At 60.7% G+C, this 19340-nt stretch carries 15 protein-coding genes; 10 read left to right on the top strand and 5 right to left on the bottom strand.

Going from position 1 to position 19340, the window contains the following annotated elements:
• The first annotated feature begins 230 nt into the window (after positions 1 to 230).
• The 4 genes from IM764_RS03835 (at position 231) to IM764_RS03820 (ending at position 6384) form a co-directional block, all read left to right on the top strand.
• Entirely contained in the window at positions 231 to 974 is a 744-nt protein-coding gene (locus IM764_RS03835) for a CoA transferase subunit A (RefSeq protein WP_194186992.1), read from the top strand.
• Positions 974 to 1633 (top strand): 3-oxoacid CoA-transferase subunit B, encoded by a 660-nt coding sequence (locus tag IM764_RS03830; RefSeq protein ID WP_288802225.1) that lies wholly within the window; start codon positions 974 to 976, stop codon positions 1631 to 1633. Before IM764_RS03835 ends, IM764_RS03830 begins: the two co-directional genes overlap by 1 nt.
• A 43-nt stretch (positions 1634 to 1676) precedes the next feature.
• A complete protein-coding gene (locus IM764_RS03825) occupies positions 1677 to 5099 on the top strand; it encodes an error-prone DNA polymerase (protein WP_194187168.1) in 3423 nt (1140 codons plus the stop codon).
• Between the two features lie 97 nt (positions 5100 to 5196).
• Positions 5197 to 6384, top strand: a complete 1188-nt coding sequence (locus IM764_RS03820) for a PHB depolymerase family esterase (RefSeq protein ID WP_194186990.1) — start codon at positions 5197 to 5199, stop codon at positions 6382 to 6384.
• Here the strand turns inward: IM764_RS03820 and IM764_RS03815 are convergent.
• Positions 6377 to 7594, bottom strand: a complete 1218-nt coding sequence (locus tag IM764_RS03815) for a DUF4272 domain-containing protein (protein WP_194186989.1) — start codon at positions 7592 to 7594, stop codon at positions 6377 to 6379. The two genes, IM764_RS03820 and IM764_RS03815, sit on opposite strands and share 8 nt — an antisense overlap.
• Before the next feature lie 73 nt (positions 7595 to 7667).
• Positions 7668 to 8927, bottom strand: coding sequence for a trans-acting enoyl reductase family protein (locus tag IM764_RS03810; RefSeq protein WP_194186988.1), 1260 nt, complete (start codon positions 8925 to 8927; stop codon positions 7668 to 7670).
• A gap of 66 nt (positions 8928 to 8993) precedes the next feature.
• On the opposite strand from IM764_RS03810, the gene IM764_RS03805 reads away from it, so the two are divergent.
• From IM764_RS03805 to IM764_RS03795, 3 genes are read left to right on the top strand one after another with little or no spacing between them, the layout of a single operon-like run.
• Complete coding sequence (locus IM764_RS03805; protein WP_234990782.1) at positions 8994 to 9479, top strand: tRNA (cytidine(34)-2'-O)-methyltransferase; 486 nt, start codon at positions 8994 to 8996, stop codon at positions 9477 to 9479.
• A gap of 19 nt (positions 9480 to 9498) precedes the next feature.
• A complete protein-coding gene (locus IM764_RS03800; RefSeq protein WP_194186987.1) occupies positions 9499 to 10350 on the top strand; it encodes a bifunctional methylenetetrahydrofolate dehydrogenase/methenyltetrahydrofolate cyclohydrolase in 852 nt (283 codons plus the stop codon).
• 32 nt (positions 10351 to 10382) lie between these two features.
• Positions 10383 to 10793, top strand: a complete 411-nt coding sequence (locus IM764_RS03795) for a DUF3017 domain-containing protein (protein ID WP_099297875.1) — start codon at positions 10383 to 10385, stop codon at positions 10791 to 10793.
• Positions 10794 to 10797: 4 nt separating this feature from the next.
• Here the strand turns inward: IM764_RS03795 and IM764_RS03790 are convergent, their stop codons facing one another.
• From IM764_RS03790 to IM764_RS03780, 3 genes are all read right to left on the bottom strand, one after another.
• Positions 10798 to 11967: a homoserine O-acetyltransferase gene (locus IM764_RS03790; protein ID WP_194186986.1), complete on the bottom strand. Its 1170-nt coding sequence runs from the start codon at positions 11965 to 11967 to the stop codon at positions 10798 to 10800.
• 79 nt (positions 11968 to 12046) lie between these two features.
• Positions 12047 to 13378, bottom strand: coding sequence for an O-acetylhomoserine/O-acetylserine sulfhydrylase (locus IM764_RS03785; RefSeq protein WP_194186985.1), 1332 nt, complete (start codon positions 13376 to 13378; stop codon positions 12047 to 12049).
• 309 nt (positions 13379 to 13687) lie between these two features.
• Positions 13688 to 15910, bottom strand: coding sequence for an NADP-dependent isocitrate dehydrogenase (locus IM764_RS03780; protein ID WP_194186984.1), 2223 nt, complete (start codon positions 15908 to 15910; stop codon positions 13688 to 13690).
• A 266-nt stretch (positions 15911 to 16176) separates the two neighbouring features.
• Between IM764_RS03780 and IM764_RS03775 the strand changes: the two genes are divergently transcribed.
• The 3 genes from IM764_RS03775 to IM764_RS03765 all read left to right on the top strand — a co-directional run bounded on the left by IM764_RS03775 (position 16177) and on the right by IM764_RS03765 (position 19288).
• Positions 16177 to 17439, top strand: coding sequence for an MFS transporter (locus IM764_RS03775; protein WP_370551539.1), 1263 nt, complete (start codon positions 16177 to 16179; stop codon positions 17437 to 17439).
• A gap of 59 nt (positions 17440 to 17498) precedes the next feature.
• The gene (locus IM764_RS03770; RefSeq protein WP_194186983.1) at positions 17499 to 18512 is read left to right on the top strand and encodes an exodeoxyribonuclease III; all 1014 of its coding nucleotides are present in this window, start codon (positions 17499 to 17501) and stop codon (positions 18510 to 18512) included.
• A 71-nt stretch (positions 18513 to 18583) separates the two neighbouring features.
• Positions 18584 to 19288, top strand: a complete 705-nt coding sequence (locus tag IM764_RS03765) for a trimeric intracellular cation channel family protein (RefSeq protein WP_370551551.1) — start codon at positions 18584 to 18586, stop codon at positions 19286 to 19288.
• The last annotated feature ends 52 nt before the right edge of the window (positions 19289 to 19340 follow it).

Raw genomic sequence — 19340 nt, 5'->3', positions numbered from 1 at the left:
TCAGTGAGGATGGCTGATTAAGATAGCCTCTGAGCGGGTAAAAGCGAGCATTCGTTCAATATGTCTGAAATGACTATGCCTATTGTGCTTTTCCTACATCTTCAACAATGGCCTTTGGCGTTCTTCGGGGCCACAGCAGGTTTGTCTATAGGCTAATAAAAGACTCAAAAATCAAGGGGTCCTGCAAAATATTTGTATATCTAGATTGATTTGAAGATTGGGCGTCATGCATGATCAATAAGACTATTGAGTCTGTCGAAGAAGCAGTTGCTGATATTTCTGACGGCGCTTCAATTGCGGTAGGCGGTTTTGGTCTGGTGGGGATTCCTTCAGTGCTGATTGCGGCCTTGCGGGAGCGGGGAACCGGCGACTTAACGATCATCTCCAACAATCTGGGCACTGATGGTTTTGGGCTCGGACTGCTTTTGCAGGATGGGAGAATTTCCCGCTCCATCGGTTCTTACTTGGGGACAAATAAGGAATATGCCCGCCGGTACTTGTCTGGTGAGTTAACGGTGGAATTCACTCCGCAGGGAACCTTGGCTGAGCGTATGCGAGCGGGGGGTTTTGGGATCCCGGCCTTCTATACAAAGGCGGGAGTGGGGACTCCGCTGGCGAGTGGCGATATCCCAACTCGCTATAACACTGATGGCACTGTGGCTGAGTATTCCGCTCCCAAGGAGATACGTGAGTTCAATGGTGAACAGTATGTGATGGAGGAGGGGTTGCGCCCGGACTTCTCCTTTGTGCATGCAAAAAGGGCTGATCACTATGGGAATCTCAGCTTTTCTAAGACAGCGCAGAACTTTAACCCTGATGCGGCCATGTGCGGCAAGGTCACGATTGTTCAAGCGGAGACTTTGGTAGAAGAGCTGGCTCCTGAGGAAATTGATCTTCCGGGGATTTATGTGGATCGCGTAGTAGAAGTGGGGCCGCAGGAAACTGGAATCGAATTTAGGACGGTGGCTGAGTAGTGGTGTGGGATCGGAAGCAAATGGCGGCGCGTGCAGCGCGGGAGCTAGAAGATGGCCAGTATGTCAACCTCGGTATTGGTATGCCGACTTTGATTCCTGGTTTTCTTCCGCCAGGCCTCGAGGTGGTTTTGCAGTCTGAGAATGGCATTCTTGGTGTGGGACCGTATCCGGCAGATGACGCAGTGGATCCGGAGCTCATCAATGCAGGCAAAGAGACTATTACCGTTGCGCCGGGCGGATCTTTTTTCTCTTCTTCTCAGTCTTTCGGCATGATTCGTTCGCAAGCCATTGATGTTGCGGTTTTGGGATCGATGGAAGTCTCGCAACACGGAGATCTTGCGAATTGGATGATCCCAGGGAAAATGGTTAAGGGCATGGGTGGGGCTATGGATCTTGTCCATGGAGCTAAGAAAATCATCGTCATGATGGACCACATAACGAAGTCGGGGGAATCGAAAATTCTTGAGGAGTGTCGGTTGCCTCTGACTGGTGCGAAGTGTGTGGATCTGATTGTTACCAACTATGCGGTTTTTCATGTTGATGCCAAGAAAGGGTTGACCTTGGTGGAGGTGGCGGAGGGTGAAAGCGTGGATTCTGTTCGTGCGGTAACGGGAGCGCCTTTCGAGGTTTCCCTCACGGAGACTTCTAAAAATAGATAAATAGAACATATGATCCATATTGCGGTATGCTGCAGGCGTGTCTATGAACGCTGCATCGCTGAGCTGGTCGCGGCTAGAGAGGATCCTCTCTAGTAAGTCGGCCGGCACTTTGCATGCGGTGGGCATCGGTGAAGGTCAGCGGGTGGAGTACTTCGATGGTGCGGGTTCTGGTGAGCAGGAAGATCGACGCCAACGCCGCGCCGCCCGGGCTGCTCAGGCAGTGCCTTTTGCGGAACTCCATGCCTGCAGTGCCTATAACTTTTTGCGCGGAGCCAGCGAACCGGAAGACCTCGTAGAGCAAGCTGCCGAACTTGGGATGAGTGCTCTGGCCTGCTTGGATAGGGATGGGTTTTATGGTGCCGCGCGTTTCGCCGCCGCTGCGGCGGAACGCGGAGTAGCTACGGTATTTGGCGCGGAGCTGTCCATAAGCGGGGCGCAGGCAGAGCCGCTGGCGGTGCTGTGCCGAGGCGAGGAAGGATATCGCCGGCTCTCGCGGGCGATGACAGACGCGCATATGGCGGACCGGCACAAAGATGTGGTGGTCTATCCGCCGATGGAGGAACTCGCCCGCTATGCCTTCGATGAACAAGGTGGCTGCCATTGGATAGTGGTGGTGGGGTGGAGTATGGCGTCGAAAATAGAAGAAATCGTGCATGCGTTCGGTAAAGAAAACTGTGCAGTGGAGCTGCAACAGACGATGCAGCCCATTGACGCAGACCGCAACGAACAGCTGCATGCCATGGCGGAACGATGGGGGCTGCGGGAGTTTGTGAGCAGCGTGCCCACCTGCGCGGTGCCGCACCAAGCACGGCTGGCCGGGGTTAAGCGCGCGCTACACGAGCATAAAGACGTGGGCGCGGCCGAGGCCATGACACATCCGCTGGGCGGGGCGTGGCTGCGCACGGGAGAGGAGATGCTCCAACTGGCGGGCGATAACGCGTGGCTCAAAGAGGCCGTGGCGAACACGGTGGAGATCGCGCAGGAATGCGCCTTCACGCTCAACCTCATTGCGCCAAACCTGCCCAATTTTCCCGTGCCACCAGGGCACACGGAGATGAGTTGGCTGCGGGAGGAGACCTATCGCGGAGCCACGGTGCGCTATGGGGCACGGCCGGACACAGCGGGGGAGGCGGACACTACCAACTCCGCCACCGCGAAGGCCTGGGCGATGATCGATAAGGAGCTCGATGTCATCGACAAGCTCGGGTTTCCGGGATACTTTTTGATCGTTCATGACATCGTCAGCTTCTGCCACTCCGCCAACATCCTGTGCCAAGGGCGCGGGTCGGCAGCTAACTCCGCGGTGTGCTTTGCCCTAGGGATCACCAACGTGGACGCAGTGGCCGCGGGTCTGCTGTTTGAGCGCTTCCTGTCCCCAGAGCGCGACGGGCCGCCGGACATCGACGTAGACATCGAATCCGGACGCAGAGAAGAAGCCATCCAGTACGTCTACTCCCGCTACGGCCGGGATAACGCTGCGCAGGTGGCCAACGTCATCACCTACCGCCGCAAGGGAGCGCTGCGCGATGCCGCCCGAGCGCTGGGCTACGCCCCCGGCCTCGTGGATGCGTGGTCCCGGGGGACGGAAGAACCACCGGAGATCGTCAGCAGTGTTGCGGAACAGCTGAAGAATCAGCCCCGCCACCTGGGCATTCACTCCGGCGGCATGGTGATCTGCGACCGGCCAATCGCCCACGTGGTGCCCACAGAATGGGCGCGCATGGAAAACCGCAGCGTGGTGCAGTGGGACAAGGACGACTGCGCCACCGTGGGCCTTGTGAAGTTCGACCTGCTGGGCCTGGGCATGCTGGAGGCCATCCATCACGGCCTGGACCAAGTCCGCACCCACCGCGGCGGGCGCAACATCGAGCTGTGGCGGCTAGACCCCGTGGAAAAAGAGGTCTATGACATGCTCAGCCGCGCCGATGCCATCGGCGTGTTCCAGGTGGAATCCCGCGCGCAGCTCAACACGCTGCCCCGCCTACGCCCGCGGACGTTCTACGACCTCGTGGTGGAAGTCGCGCTGATCCGGCCGGGCCCTATCCAAGGCGGATCCGTGCACCCGTACATCCGCCGACGCAACGGCGAGGAGCCCGTCACCTTCGACCACCCCTGCCTAGAGCCCGCCCTGACGAAAACCCTGGGCATCCCGCTGTTTCAGGAGCAGCTCATGCAGGTGGTGGTGGATGCCGCCGGGTTTAGCGGGGCAGAGGCCGATACCCTGCGCCGCGCGATGGGCTCCAAGCGCTCGCCGGAGAAGATGGAGCAGATGCGCACCCGTTTCTACGAGGGCCTGCGGGACACCAACGGCATCACCGGCGAGGTGGCAGACCGGTTGTGGGACAAGATCGTGGCGTTCGCCTCCTACGGTTTTCCTGAATCCCACGCGCAGTCATTTGCCTCGCTGGTTTACTATTCTGCCTGGTTAAAGCACCATTACCCGGCCGAGTTCTGCGTGGCTTTGCTGCGCGCCCAGCCGATGGGTTTCTACTCGCCGCAGTCCTTGATTGCCGATGCCCGGCGCCACGGCGTGCGCATCCTCCCCGTCCACATCAACGAATCCGGTGTGGAAGCGGACACCGTGGTGGATTGTCCGGATCTTAATTGTCCGACGCCGGACTCACCCCACAACCAACCCCGCGGCATTCACGGGCTGGGCCGCGGCACCGCGGAACCGGTGGGCTCCATCCGGCTGGGACTGGCCTCCATCACCGGCATCGGCACGGCCGTAGCCGAGCGCATCGTCGATGTCCGCGAGCGGCTTGGCGAATACCGCAGCATCAGCGACCTATCCCGCGAGGCGGACCTGACGGTGGCACAAGTGGAACACCTGGCCCGAGCCGGAGCCCTAGAGCCGCTGGGAATGTCCCGCAGGCAGGCCGTATGGGCAGCCGGTATCGCAGCGACCGAACGTGCAGGGATGCTGCCTGGAACGTCACACCTGGACGCGCCCGCCCTGCCCGGCATGAGCTCGTTTGAATTGGCCGCTGCGGATCTGGCCAGCACCGGGGTCACCCCGGAGGGACACCCCGTGGAATTGCTGCGGGGCTACCTCAACTCGTGGCACGAACAGCCCATACGGACAGGAGCGAAGGCGGGGCAGATCCGCGGAGGGGCGGCCGTGGTGGCGTCGGAAAAATTACTGACGGTACCCAACGGAACACGCGTGCGGGTGGCCGGGGTGGTCACGCACAGACAACGTCCCATGACAGCAGGTGGCGCCGTGTTTTTCGGCATTGAGGACGAAACCGGAATGGCCAACGTGATGGTGACCAAGGGACTGTGGAGCAAGCAGCGCGTGGAGGCGCTGAGCACGCGCCTGGTGGTGATCCGCGGGATTGTGTACAACTCCACGGGCGCGGCATCCGTGACGGCGGATCTGATCGAGCCGGTGGAAGCGGAGTTGGTGGCCGTGGGGATGGGGCAGGCGGCGCAACTGGGAAGCCGCTCGCGAGACTTCCAGTGAGCGTGCGCCAACCCCAATGCCGTGACCCTGGCCATAAACGCCCAGCTGGCGGCGCGGTGCTTTGACACTGATGAGACCGATTACCAAAATCAACGATGTGACTCACCGACCCACCCCGCAGCAATACAAGCGCCGCCGCATCGCCGCGGCGTGCATTGCTGCGCTGCTCGTGGTGGTAGCGATCTCCATAGGAGTGACTGCACAACGGACAACCGGCTGGTCAACGGCTGATCTGGAAAAGCAACTGGTGGCGGCAGAGCCAGAGAGCAATACCAAGTCCAACGAGGCCGTCCCGCGCATGCCAGAGGACGAAAAGCCCGATATCGCTCCCGTGGCGCGAACCTCGCACGGCCAGGGCACCATCCTCGATGCCCCTGCTCCGGGACACTCCGCGCGCATTTGGGTGACTACGGGAGGCGAACGCCGCGCTGCCTACGTCCAGGTGCCGAAAGCCGCAGCGGACGGGGAACCCACTCCGCTGGTCATGGCATTCCACGGATACGAGGAAACGCCCACCAGCATGGCCGAATACTCGGGCCTTGGCGCCGCATGGGGCAAAGACGGCGGCGACGGAGCAATCGTGGTCTACCCCGAAGGTAAAGGCAAAGCGTGGGAAGGCGCGCCCTATTCCAAGACCTCCAATGGGCAGGACCTGCAGTTTGTCCGCGATCTGCTGGACCGCTTGAGCGCAACGTACTCCGTGGACGCCACCCGCATCTACGCGGCAGGCATGTCCAACGGCGGTGGGCTGGGGCTGAAGCTGGCGTGCGAAATGCCGCACCAGTTCTCAGCCATCGCCAGCGTGGCCGGTGCTTACTATCCAGGGACGTGGAAGGGCTGCGCCACACGGCAATCTGATCCAGCGCAGCCAGACAGCGTGCGCTTTGTCAAAGCTCCCACCACGCCGTTCTTGGAGATTCATGGGCGCAAAGACGAGACCATCGAATACCGCGGCGGTACCCGGCACGGCAGCCCCTACCTGGCCGCGATGCGCGTAGCCAGCCTGTACGCCGGACGCTCCGGCTGCTTCGGCGCTCCGCGCGTGGTGACCGTGACCAGCAAGGTCAACCGAGTGGAATGGCCCAGCTGCGCGAATAACTCCGAGGTCATGCACATCTCCATCGCCGATGCAGCACACACCTGGCCGGGAGAGATGAAGGGATCCTCGGGTGCCGGAGAAGTCAGGCGCGGCGAAGGTGGAGAATCCAACCGCACGAATGACACCATCACGGCAACCAACGAGGTCCTAGCGTTCTTCGAACGCCATCGCAGCTTGACTATGTAGACAGATCCACGTCTTCGTAGTCCGTGGTGGGATTGACCAGCCACGCCAGCGCGCGGTGACGCTCCAGCAGGATCGATTCCTGGGCAGGCTCCAGCTGGAACGGAGCCCCGGCTCCGGCAGAACCGGCGGCAGAACCAGCACCGCCAGCAGCCTCACCATGGGCAGCCTTGAGCGACTGATCCACCGCAAACCAGCGCAGAGAAAACGTGTACTCCAGCGCATCACAGATCAGGGACAGCGGCTGCGGGCGCACGTGAGACGCGGCACCGGAATCCAACAACTGCGTGGCCAGCTTCTCCGGATCCGGAGCGTTGAGCTCAAACGGATCCGTCTGCGTCACTCCAATGGCCCATCCCAGCATCTCTGCGGCCACAAAACCCCATTGCACCTGGAACGCTTGCTCGGTCAGTTCGGTGGGATATGCAGGGGAATCGACAGAACCGATGGTATTGAACCGGCGCACGGCGTCGAGAAAACTCCGCTCGCTTCCCGTCACCGAAGAACCACCGTTGCGATCCGCGCCAACGCGATCAGCACGAACACTGATCCGGGCCAGCTGGCTGTCCACGTCCACGGACTGCCCGGCCACCACGTCCACCGCGATGCGTGCCAGCGTCACCAGAGTCTGCGCGCGCTCCAGAACCTCGGACGGGCGGCGCACCACAACTTCCGTCTCGCCAATGACCGGAGGCAAGAACGGGCTGATGCGGATGCCTTCCTCCCACAGCCTGCCGCGAATCCGATCCCGGCGGGCCGTGGCTAGCTCGGTGTGGGGAGCGGAAAGAATCTCCTGACCGGAGGAATTCTGCGGGTCCAGCAGGTCTGCGCCATCGGCATTGCGGACGGTGCCGTCTGGCAGAAGGAAGATCGCATTGGCTTCCTTGGCCCACGCGGAAAATTCTGTCAAGGAGAAATCTTCTGGGCGCTCGAAGACATAGTGCCGGCGCACCTGGAAGATGTGTTGAAACACGGAGTGAATGGTGGGGTTGTACTCCCCGGCGCGCTCGATTCCCTGGTCGCGGGCGTATCCGGCGAAGCCGTTGAGGTGCTCCTGCAGGTCCAGCGCCTCGCTGCCAGCAGCCAATTCTGCGACGAAAGGGCCAACCTCCTCCGGCTCCACCAGCGAGCGAACGTACGTCGGACCGGCACCCGAGCCCGTCCAGGCAACGTCATCCCGGACGGTGGAGTACGCATTCACAAAGATTCCCATGAGGAACAAGGATAGGGAATGATCTGCATTAATGCGCAGTAAACGCAGGGTTTGTGCGTAGTGGTTACGCCCGTTAGGCCCGTTCTGCGGTGATCGTCAGGCCTGCGGAGCGCAAACGATCGGCATAAGCGGTTCCCAATGCGGTGGCTGGGGTGAGGATTCCTCCTGCACGCTCCGGCAGCTTGTCCTGATCCAGTGCCAATGCCAGTGCAGCTTCGCTGAGCATGACGGTAGTGGCCTTGTAACCGGGGTCGCCCTGCGCAGATACCGTCGAGATGTAGCGCTTGCCAGACTCGGTGGTGCCGTAGTGCGTGGTCTTGAAGAAGCCATTTTCGCGCTCTTCCTTGGATGGGCCTTCGCCTGGTTCTGGCACCCAGCGGGACAGCAACGGGCGCAGTTTGTCCACGTTGAGCAGGGTGAATCCCAGCCCCAGCGCGCCGGCCATGGTGAATGCGCGCAACCGGCCCTTGATGCCGGTGCCCGTGGGGAGATACTCGCCGTAGCGCAGGCGTGGGCCGTAGGCGTGGTCCAGGAGGGAATTGGAACGACGCACAACTCGCGTATTGCTTCCAGCCATCAAGAACGGCCCTGCCCATCCCTGTGGGCCACCGTGCTCTGCGGTGTTGATGATGCCGATGTCTGGCTGGGATCCCAGCTCAGAATCGTCCTGGGCGGGGTCAGCGGCGCGGTCTGCGCTGATGCCGTAGGGGTCACCGATGGCGCGTGCGCCTTCGGGATCCTTCTTGGCTTCTGCAGTCTGCACGCGCATGGAATCGATAGTTCCTCCGGACAGGCCACCCTTCATCTTGACCAGCATGGTGGCCTCGGTGAGAGGTTCGCCGGATTCCTTGGCGGCCTCATGCAGCATCAGCATGCCGATATCGCTGGGAACGGAATCGAAGCCACAGGCGTGCACGATCCGGGCACCGGACTTCTCGGCGGTGGAGTGGAACTTGGAGATCGTGCGGTGCATGAACAGCACCTCACCGCACAGGTCCACGTAGTGGGTGCCGGCTTCAGCACATGCGCGCACCAGCTCCTCGCCGTAGCGGGTGTAAGGACCCACGGTGGAGATGACGGCGGTGGACTGCTCGGCCAGGTTGTGCAGGGAGGGGGCATCAAAAGAATCGGCGACAATGATCGGCCACTCGCGTACGGTCTCCACGCCGGAGTCCTGAGCGATCTCGCTGCGTACCTTCTCCAGCTTGGATTGGTTACGCCCGGCCAAGGCAATGGTCGCGCCCTGGGGAGCATGGTTGGCCAGGTACTCTGCAGTGAGGCGACCCACAAAACCAGTGGCGCCAAAGAGGGTTACATCAATGCTCTTAGTCATATATTCGTTTCTACAGGTAGATGGTTTCTCGTGGTTCAAGACCCAACAACGCGCAGCTCAGATGAGGTGACGCCACCACGCGCCGGGCTGATCAACGTCATTTTTGACCGCCCGGTTATCCCTCCGAATACGGGCAACGCGATCCGCATGTGCGCCGGTGCTGGCGCATCGTTGCATCTTGCGGGTCCGTTGGGTTTCAATTTCGACGAAAAGAACGTCAAGCGCGCGGGCTTGGATTACCACGATCTGGCGGATGTCACCCAGCACGCGAATTTTCACGAGGCCTTCATGGCACTTCCTAAATCCCGCATCTTTGCGTTTTCCGCGCACGCAGACGTGTGGCATACGGATATTGAGTACCAGCCGGGGGACGTGCTGCTGTTTGGTCCGGAGCCCACTGGTTTGGCAGAGGAGGTGCTGACCCATCCACGCATCACCCAGCAGGTGCGCATCCCCATGCTTCCCGGGCGGCGCAGCATGAATCTGTCCAATGCGGCTGCTGTAGCCACGTATGAGGCGTGGCGCCAGTTCGGATTCCCCGGCGGAGAATGAGCGTGGAATAATGGGGCGCATGGCTGCTACCAAACTGGATGGAAATATGTACCGCGATGAGATCTTTGCGGATCTCAAGACCCGCGTGGATGCGCTTCGTGACAAGGGTGTTACCCCGGGACTGGCCACCGTGTTGGTCGGTGAGGATCCAGCCAGCCAGTCCTATGTCCGCATGAAGCACCGCGATTGCGAACAGGTGGGCATCAACTCCATCCGCAAGGATCTACCGGCGGATGTTTCCCAAGAAGAGCTGAACGCCACGATTGACGAGCTCAACGAGGATCCAGCCTGCACCGGCTACATCGTGCAGCTGCCTTTGCCGAAGCACCTCGATGAGAACGCCGTGCTGGAGCGCATCGATCCCGCCAAGGATGCCGATGGCCTGCACCCGGTGAACCTTGGCAAGCTCGTGCTCAACGAGCCAGCGCCGCTGCCGTGCACCCCGAACGGCGCAATCTCCCTGCTCCGCCGCTTTGACGTGGAGCTCAACGGAGCCAAGGTAGTGGTGATTGGCCGCGGAGTGACCGTGGGTCGCCCCATTGGCTTGATGCTGACCCGCCGGTCAGAAAATTCCACCGTCACCCTGTGCCATACCGGTACCAAGGATCTGGCTGCAGAGACGAAGAACGCGGATGTCATCGTGGCCGCTGCTGGCGTGCCACACATGCTCACCGCGGACATGATCAAGCCCAGCGCAGCAGTGCTGGACGTGGGTGTCTCCCGCAAGGACGGCAAACTGTTGGGTGATGTGCACCCAGACGTGTGGGACGTCGCTGGTTTCGTTTCCCCCAACCCCGGCGGTGTGGGCCCATTGACCCGCGCATTCCTGGTGCGCAACGTGGTCGAGCGCGCTGAAAAGCTCAACAAGTAACCCGCTAGCGTAACTACGCCCAAGGTTTCTGCATGTCCCACCCCGTACAGTCGCCGAACGAGCGCCAGCCTCTGATCGATAAGGGCCACGAGGTGTCCAAGCCTGCCCAAGTGGGCGACGCCCGCGCCCGGCTGTTGGACAATCCTCATGACCGCGCCGTCCCCGCTTCGCCGCTCCCTGCCGTGGCGCAGCGAGTGTTGGTGGGCTTGTTCGCGGTGATGGTTGTGTTTGCTCTGCTATGGATCGCGCAGGAGCACTGGCGCCGCGGAGCGTCCGTGCTGGGCGGGGCACTGGTGTACCTCGCGGTGATCCGCTGGCTGGTGGATTCCCGCATCATGGGCGTGCTGGCGGTGCGGAGCAGGAAGTTCGATTCCCTTTTCACCGCCCTGCTGGGTTTCGCGATGCTGTGGATCGCCGTCAGCGTGGATCCCCTGGGAAGCTAGCCGCTTACTCCCGCACGTCCTGGCAGATGTGCTCGGCCTTGAGTAGGAACTTCTGCAGAATCAATCCCATCTGACGGCCTTCGATCAAGAATCCATCGTGGCCGGTCGGGGATGTGATTTGAGATAGCCCGATGAAATCTCCCAAGTTGCGCGACAGGTGCTCCTGCTGGTGCCACGGGTACAGAATGTCCGTGTCCACACCAGCGATCATCGTCGGCACTTGCGATTTCGCCAAGGCCGCATTCATTCCGCCGCGCCCACGCCCCACATCGTGCCGGTTGAGGGCATCAGTGAGGGCAACATAGCTGCCTGCGTCGAAACGTTCCTTTAACTTTTCAGCCTGCCGGTCCAGGTAGCTCTCCACGGCGAACCGCTGGTCAGCCCGGCGATACGCGCCGTAGGGGTTTTCGTTTCTTTGTGGGTCGACGCCAAACCGCTCGTCAATCTCCAGCTCACCGCGATAGGTCAAGTGAGCGATCCTCCGGGCTTGGCCCATGCCTTCCGCAGGGGTGTGGCCGGTTTCGTAGTAGTCACCGCCGTGCCAGTGCGGATCGTTTTCGATGAAGCGGATCTGGCTGGATTGCAGACCGATCTGCCACGCGGAGGCGCGGGCGCTGACGGCGATGGGGAGCGCGGCCCCCACGTAATCGGGGAACATCAGTGTCCATTCGAGCGTGCGCGCGCCACCCATCGAGGCGCCGATCACGGCTTGAATGTGGGAGATGCCGAGTGCATCAATCAGTGCCTTTTCGGCGGTGACCATGTCCCGGATGGAGATACCGGGGAAGCGCGAACCCCACGCTTTGCCGTCCGGGTGTGGCGAACACGGTCCCGTGGATCCCATGCATCCGCCCAGGACGTTGCTGCACAAGATCAGGTAGCGCGTAGTGTCTAACGGCTTGTGCGGACCGACCATCTCGAACCACCAGTCGGCCAGGTTTCCATCGCCAGTGAGCGCGTGCTCGATCAGAAGTATGGGCCGCTGGTCTACATCCAGCCCGGGCTCGGGACCTTCGGAGAAATCGGCGTAGTTCGGATCGGCAGAGGTGGCGTCGTAGAAGGCGAAGAAGGAGATCTGCACATCCGGAATGGTGACGCCGGCCTCGGTGACCACATCGCCCACGGAAATCGTGGTGGACTGCCCTGATGCGGGTAGGAGGTCAACGTTTACCATGGGGTTTCCTTCGGAGCGCGTGGAAAAGGGTCACAAAGTGTGGCGTGATGTGCGCCACACACATGCAGTGAACCTTAGACTAAATGGCCTCGAAGCCGCGCTTCAAATCGGCCAGAATGTCATCGATGTCCTCGATACCCACGGACAGGCGCACGGTGGCCTTCGTGATACCACCGCGAGCCAAACCAGCCTCATCGGACTGAGAATGCGTGGTGGTGGCGGGGTGAACCACCAGGGAGCGCACGTCGCCCACGTTGGCGAGGTTGGAGTGCAGCTTCAGGGCATCGATGAACTTCCATGCCAGGTCGCGGGCGGCATCGCTGTTGGCATCCTCGATCTTCAGATCGAACGCGAGCACGGAACCGGTGTAATCCAAGCCCAGTTCCTGCTTGACGGAGTACCACGGGGAAGACTCAAGACCCGCGTAGTTCACGGTGCCGACCTTGTCATTGGCAGCCAGGAACTCGGCAACCGCGCGGGCGTTCTCATTGTGCTTGTTCACGCGGAGGGACAGAGTGTCCAGACCCTGCGCGATGACCCATGCGTTGAGGGCGGATAGCGTAGCGCCGGTATCGCGGAGTAGGCCCACGCGTGCCTTGAGGCCGAAAGCGGCTGGGGCCAGGTCCGCGTACTTCAGTCCGTGGTAAGCGGAATCTGGGGTGACGAAGCCGGGGAAGACTGGCTTACCGTTGCGCTCTACGGTCCAGTCAAACTTGCCACCATCGATGAGGATGCCGCCCAGAGCGGAACCGTTGCCCGTGTAGAACTTGGTCAGGGATGCCACCACGACGTCCGCGCCCAGTTCCAGCGGGCGAACCAGTGCGGCGGTAGCCAAGGTGTTGTCCACGATCAGCGGTACCTGGTTCTTGTGGGCCAGCTCTGCGATCACGGGGATATTGAGCACGTCCGCCTGCGGGTTGGCAAAGGTCTCGCCGTAGAAGGCCACGGTGTTGTCCTGAACCGCTGCCTGCCAAGACTCTGGATCGTCAGGGTTTTCCACGAACGTCACGTCGATTCCCAGACGCTTCAGGGTGACCTGGAAGAGGGTCTCGGTACCTCCGTAGAGGCGAGGGGAGGTCACGATGTGGTCGCCTGCGCCAGCGAGGTTCAGAATCGCGGCCGTTTCCGCAGCCTGACCGGAAGCAAACGCGACGCCATGCACGCCACCTTCCAGCGAGGTCACCCGGTTTTCCACTGCTTCCACCGTGGGGTTGGTCAGGCGGGAGTAAACGGGACCCAGGTCCTCCAGCGCGAAGCGCTGCTTGGCGTGCTCAGCGGAATCGAACACGAAAGAAGTGGAGAAGTGGATGGGGAGGTTGCGGGCTCCGGTGGAATCCACTTCCTGTCCGGCGTGGATCTGGCGGGTGGCGAATCCCCAGTTGGCTACGTCTGAGTTGTCGTACTTAGTCATGGTGAGTGCTTCCTGTTCTGCTATCGGTGAGGTGTCTAGTTCACTGTGTTTGTTGCTTGAGCGTTTGATGCTTAATGAGAATTCATTAAGGACTTGACTGCCGACTATAGCGGGGAAGCGGGACGAAACAAACCGCTCTGTCTATTTTTCTTAGACCGTGGCGGAAAATTGCAGGTGGCATGCGGTGTGTTGTGCGGACTGCTTGGTCTGTTTTAATGGTTGAGAGGCAAAAAGTGGGGAAGTCGGCGATTTCCGACCTCCCCACTTAATTGTTAAGGCCCTCAGTTCTGAGGGGCCTTACGCAAGAAGTTACTTGTTCTTGTTCAACCCATCGATGATCTCGTTGAAAGCCTTGGATGGGCGCATGACCTGGTTGGTCTTGTCCTCGTCCACCCAGTAGTAGCCGCCGAGATCCACTGGCGAGCCTTGGATATCCAGCAACTCCTTGGAGATCTCCGCTTCCTTTTCTTCCAGCTGCTCTGCCACGGGCTTGAAGATCTCCGCCATCTCGGAATCCTTCGTCTGCTTGGCGAGCTCCTGTGCCCAGTACAGGGTCAGGTAGAAGTGAGAGCCACGGTTGTCGATCTCGCCAACCTCGCGGGAAGGGGACTTGTCCTCGTCCAGCAGGCGCTCGGTAGCGATGTCCAGAGCGTCGCCCAGGATTGGGGTGTGAGGGTTGTTGTCGATCTCAGCCAGCTTGCGCAGAGACTCTGCAAGAGCCAAGAACTCGCCCAGGGAATCCCAACGCAGGTGGTTTTCTTCCTGCAGCTGCTGCACGTGCTTTGGAGCGGAGCCGCCAGCACCGGTTTCGAACAGACCGCCACCAGCGATCAGTGGAACCACAGAGAGCATCTTTGCGGAAGTTCCCAGCTCCATGATGGGGAAGAGGTCCGTCAGGTAGTCACGGAGCACGTTGCCCGTCACAGAGATGGTGTCCTCACCCTTGCGGATGCGGTCCAGGGAGACCTGGCATGCCTCTTCAGGAGGCAGGATGCGGATATCTAGTCCCTCGGTATCGTGATCCTTCAGGTACTTCTCCACTTGAGTGGTCATGTTGCGATCGTGAGCACGCTTCGGATCCAGCCAGAAGATCGCTGGCATGCCGCTCTCGCTCGCACGCTTGACGGCCAGCTTCACCCAGTCTTGGATGGGGACATCCTTAGCCTGGCATGCGCGCCAGATATCGCCCGGCTGCACTTTGTGCTCCATCAGCACCTCACCGGCCTGATTGACTACCTGCACCTTGCCTTCAGCAGGGATCTTGAAGGTTTTATCGTGAGAGCCGTACTCTTCTGCCTTCTGCGCCATCAGACCAACGTTGGGGACCGTGCCCATCGTGGTGGGATCGAAGGCGCCGTTCTTGCGGCAGTCATCGATGACCACCTGGTAGATGCCCGCGTAGGAAGAATCTGGCAACACGGCCAAAGTGTCCTGCAGCTCGTTGTTCTCATTCCACATCTTGCCGGAGCTGCGGATCATCGCTGGCATGGACGCATCGACGATCACATCGGAAGGCACGTGCAGGTTCGTGATGCCCTTGTCGGAATTCACTTGAGCCAGCGCCGGGCCGTCCTTGAGTTCCTTGTCAAAGGCAGCCTTGATTTCCTCGCCATTTTCCAGATCGCGGAGACCGTCGTAGATCGACGCCAAGCCGTTCTCGCCGTTCAGGCCAGCTTCCATGAGCTCGTCGCCGTATTCGGCGAAGACGTCGGAAAAGAAGGCGCGCACCGCGTGACCAAAGATGATCGGGTCAGAAACCTTCATCATGGTGGCCTTAAGGTGAACAGAGAACAGCACGTCCTCGGCCTTGGCGCGGGCTACCTGAGCGCGCAGGAAGGAATCGAGGGCTTCCGCGGACAGCACGGATGCATCCACGATCTCGTTTTCCAATACGGGCAGGGATTCGCGCAGCACGGTGGTAGAGCCGTTGGCCTCCACCAGCTGGATCCGCAGATCATCGTCCGCAGGCATGATCACGGACTGCTCGTTGTGGCGGAAATCGTCCGCTTCCATCGTCGCCACATTGGACTCATTGTCCGCAGACCATTCACCCATGGAGTGAGGGTGCTTGCGGGCGAAGTTCTTCACGGCCTTCGGCGCGCGGCGGTCGGAGTTGCCCTCGCGCAGCGCGGGGTTGACGGCGGATCCCTTCACGCTGTCGTAGCGCTCGCGAGCATCCTTTTCTTCCTCGGTGGAAGGCTCGTCAGGGAAATCGGGGAGATCGTAGCCCGCGTCCTGCAACTCCTTGATGGCCGCCTTCATCTGCGGCACGGAAGCGGAGATGTTCGGCAGCTTCACGATGTTGGCATCGGGAGTTTTCGCCAGCTCGCCTAGCTCGGCCAGCGCGTCAGAGATCTGTTGATCTTCTGGCAGCTCGTCGTTGAAGGCGGCGATAATGCGGGCAGCTAAAGAAATGTCTCGGGTTTCCACATCAACGCCCGACGTAGAAGCAAACGCTTCCACGATTGGCTTCAGCGAGTAAGTGGCCAAAAGTGGCGCTTCGTCTGTGCGGGTGTAGATGATCTTTGCCATGAGGCTTTCAGTCTCCCTGCTTGGTGGGTGGGGTATCTTCTATTACTTCGGCTGTGCTCCGAGTGGGCGATCGTGTAGCGTTCGCCATCGGTTTTCAGCCGGTCTAGTGTTCAAGACTACGTGAAGTAACATGCCTGTGGCACGGCTGGGGCGCGGAGCGATAACCGTCCCCAAAGGCATAAATAACTTTAGAAATTTTTTTATTTGCGCCACTGGCGCCCACCTCAATAGACCTGCACTCAAAGATCAAGGTTTGATGCATTCCTGTGACTGAAAATAGCTCCACCCCCCGTACCCGCCCGAGCCTCCGCGCACCCCTGAAGCGTCATCCGTTGCCGCGACAGACCGAAATTTCGCATCGTCGCGTCATCATCACGATGGTCGCTATGGCGCTAGGTGGGTTCGGAATTGGCACCACCGAGTTCGTGGCCATGGGCCTGCTGAATCTGATAGCTTCGGATTTCCAAATCTCAGAGGACCAGGCTGGTCACGTCATCTCCGCCTACGCTCTGGGTGTGGTGGTGGGTGCGCCACTGATCACCACGTTGACGGGCCGGGTTCCGCGCCGTCGTTTGGCGCTGATCCTGATGATCGCATTCACTGTGGGCAACGGCCTGTCCGTGTTCGCCACTTCCTACGAGATGCTGCTGGTCTCCCGCTTCATCGCTGGCTTCCCCCACGGCGCGTACTTCTCCGTGGTGGCGCTGATCTCTGCGTCCTTGGCACCGACAGGCAAGCGCGGTAAGTACGTGGCTCTGTCTGGACTGGGTCTTTCGGTGGCCACGGTCATCGGCGTGCCCGCTGCACAGTGGATGGGCGCCACATTCGGATGGAACACCGCGTTCCTCGCTGTGGCCATTATCGGCGCGGTGACGTTTGTGGCCCTCTGGTTCGCTGTCCCGCACATGACTCAGATGCCGTCCACTAATCCCATGACGGAACTGGGTGCGCTCATCAACTCGCAGGTGCTGTTCACTTTGGGTATCGGCACCGTGGGCTTTGGAGGCATGTTCGCGGTCTACACCTACATCACGTTCAGCCTTACGGAGAACGCGGGATTTAGTGCCCATCTCATTTGGATTCCATTGATGGTCTACGGCATCGGCATGATCATCGGTACCTATGTGGGTGGCATGCTGGCGGATAAGAACTTGGAGTTCACCATTGTCGGTGTGCTGATCACTTTGATCTTCGTCCTCAGCGCTTTCTACTTCACCTCGCACGTCGCGTGGCTGGGCATCTTCAACTTCGGGCTCATTGGCACGATGGGTTCCATGCTGGTGCCCAGCCTCCAGACTCGCCTGATGGACGTGGCGGGCGAGGCACAGACTCTGGCCGCCGCGCTGAATCACTCCGCGTTGAATATGGCCAACGCTGCCGGCGCCACCGTGGGTGGTGCAGTGATCGGTGCTGGTTATGGGTACTCCGCGCCGGCGCTCGCAGGTGCGATCATGGCCGCGTGCGGTGCGTTGTTGTGGATTCCGGCCTTCTTTCTTCGCCGACACCACACTCGCGCTACCACAAACTAATCCCCGCCCACACAGCTGGTGGACTGTAGTGTCTTGCGCACTCGCTAGGATGTGGTGCCATGAGTAGCTTTACCGTCGCCACTGTCAACGTCAACGGAATCCGCGCTGCCGCCAAACAGCGCAGCGAGGAAAACCGTGGCTTTCTCCTCTGGTTGGAGGAGTCTGGGGCGGATGTCGTCCTCATGCAGGAGGTTCGCGCTGATGAGAAGCAAACTCAGCAGGCGCTCGAGCCTGCCCTGGAAGCTGGGTGGCATCTCGCCCAAGCACCTGCAGCGGCCAAGGGGCGAGCGGGCGTAGGAATCCTGTCTCGCACGGAGCTCAAAGATGTGACCGTGGGATTCGGCCACGCTGACCTGGGAGAAGAGATCCCCGAGGCCAGGGAGTTTGATGAATCTGGTCGCTACGTTGAGGCCACGGTGGCGTCGGGCATAGAAAGGGTCGGGGACGTCACGGTGGCCAGCCTGTACCTGCCCTCTGGTTCCGCGAACACGTCAAAGCAAGACGAAAAGTACCGCTTCCTGGATGCTTTCGCGCCGTTCATGCACGCCCGCGCTGCGCAGGACACCCCGACCGTCATCGGTGGCGACTGGAACATTTGCCATCGCCGGGCGGACCTGAAGAACTGGAAGACCAACCGCACCAAGTCCGGCTACCTGCCGGACGAGCGCGCGTTCCTCGACCACGTCCTCGGCGTGTGGCCGGACGAAGCGACCCAGGTGGGCGATGCAGAAGATTCCGGCCGTAACGGCAACCCCGCCGGAGATGCCGGAGATTTCTACGGAGCGGTGGACTACGCCGTCGCCGAGCGCGCCCTGCAGCGCCTGCGCGATGGTGCTGCTACCCAACCGCAGTGGTTCGACGTCATGCGTCGCCTGGACCCAGAGTCCATGGACGTGTTCAGCTGGTGGACGTACCGTGGGCAGGCGTTTGATACCAACGCAGGGTGGCGCATCGACCTCCAAGTGGCCACCGAACAGCTGATGCAGCGCGCGCAGAAGGCGTGGGTGGACAAGGCTGCAGCCTATGACCTGCGGTGGAGCGACCACTCGCCTGTGTTCGTGGAATACGCATAAGCAACAGCCAAAGGGCGAAAGGGGGAGGAGTGCTGACAGTCTTGTACGTCATCGGTATCACGGCCGAGGCGATGACCGCAGCTTTGGCTGCAGGACGGCAACGCATGGACTTGTTCGGCGTGAGCATGATTGCCTGCGTCACTGCGCTGGGAGGGGGCACCGTGCGTGATCTGCTGCTGGGACACTATCCGCTGCGTTGGGTGGCGGAGCCGATATTCCTTTTGATCGTGGTGGGTGCGGCATTGGTGACGGTCTTCGCCAGTTTCCTCATGGCCTACTTCCGCACCATCTTCCTGATTCTGGATGCCATAGGCCTGGCTGCCTTTTCGGTACTTGGTACCCAGGTGGCGCTGTCCGGAGGTCACGGCCTGGTCATCGCCTGCATGGCCGCCGTAGTAACCGGCGTTTCCGGTGGCGTGATGCGCGATATTCTCTGCGACCGCGTCCCGCTGGTGTTCTCCGACGAGCTCTACGCCAGCATCGCGCTGATCGCGGGCCTGTCCTACAGCGCGATGCACCTGGCAGACGTACCGGAAAACTTGGCGGTGATCATCACGCTGAGCTCCGCGTTCATCCTGCGCATCCTGGCTATATACTACTCCATCTCGCTGCCGGTCTTCGAATACCAAGAACGGGAAATCTCCCGCGACCCCGCAGGCAGACTCACCATGTGGATGCTGAATAAGGCGGGAGTGCGGCGTCGAGAAATGAGAAAACGAACCGTAGGTAACACCCAACAACGCAGGCGCGCACGGACTAACCGCACCGAAGGCTGAAGTGCCCCAGGTTTTGTTCCGTCTGAGTAGATGGGAAAATCTGGAACATGCC

Origin of the sequence: Corynebacterium sp. ED61, from assembly GCF_015233855.1 — a bacterium.
Lineage (GTDB): Bacteria > Actinomycetota > Actinomycetes > Mycobacteriales > Mycobacteriaceae > Corynebacterium > Corynebacterium dentalis.
This window is presented reverse-complemented; position numbering and strand designations above follow the sequence as displayed.

Coding starts and splice junctions, on each gene's coding strand:
- IM764_RS03835 (WP_194186992.1), top strand. CDS start 231: ATGATCAATAAGACTATTGAGTCTGTCGAAGAAGCAGTTGCTGATATT.
- IM764_RS03825 (WP_194187168.1), top strand. CDS start 1,677: ATGAACGCTGCATCGCTGAGCTGGTCGCGGCTAGAGAGGATCCTCTCT.
- IM764_RS03815 (WP_194186989.1), bottom strand. CDS start 7,594: ATGGGAATCTTTGTGAATGCGTACTCCACCGTCCGGGATGACGTTGCC.
- IM764_RS03810 (WP_194186988.1), bottom strand. CDS start 8,927: ATGACTAAGAGCATTGATGTAACCCTCTTTGGCGCCACTGGTTTTGTG.
- IM764_RS03800 (WP_194186987.1), top strand. CDS start 9,499: ATGGCTGCTACCAAACTGGATGGAAATATGTACCGCGATGAGATCTTT.
- IM764_RS03795 (WP_099297875.1), top strand. CDS start 10,383: ATGTCCCACCCCGTACAGTCGCCGAACGAGCGCCAGCCTCTGATCGAT.
- IM764_RS03790 (WP_194186986.1), bottom strand. CDS start 11,967: ATGGTAAACGTTGACCTCCTACCCGCATCAGGGCAGTCCACCACGATT.
- IM764_RS03785 (WP_194186985.1), bottom strand. CDS start 13,378: ATGACTAAGTACGACAACTCAGACGTAGCCAACTGGGGATTCGCCACC.
- IM764_RS03780 (WP_194186984.1), bottom strand. CDS start 15,910: ATGGCAAAGATCATCTACACCCGCACAGACGAAGCGCCACTTTTGGCC.
- IM764_RS03770 (WP_194186983.1), top strand. CDS start 17,499: ATGAGTAGCTTTACCGTCGCCACTGTCAACGTCAACGGAATCCGCGCT.
- IM764_RS03765 (WP_370551551.1), top strand. CDS start 18,584: ATGACCGCAGCTTTGGCTGCAGGACGGCAACGCATGGACTTGTTCGGC.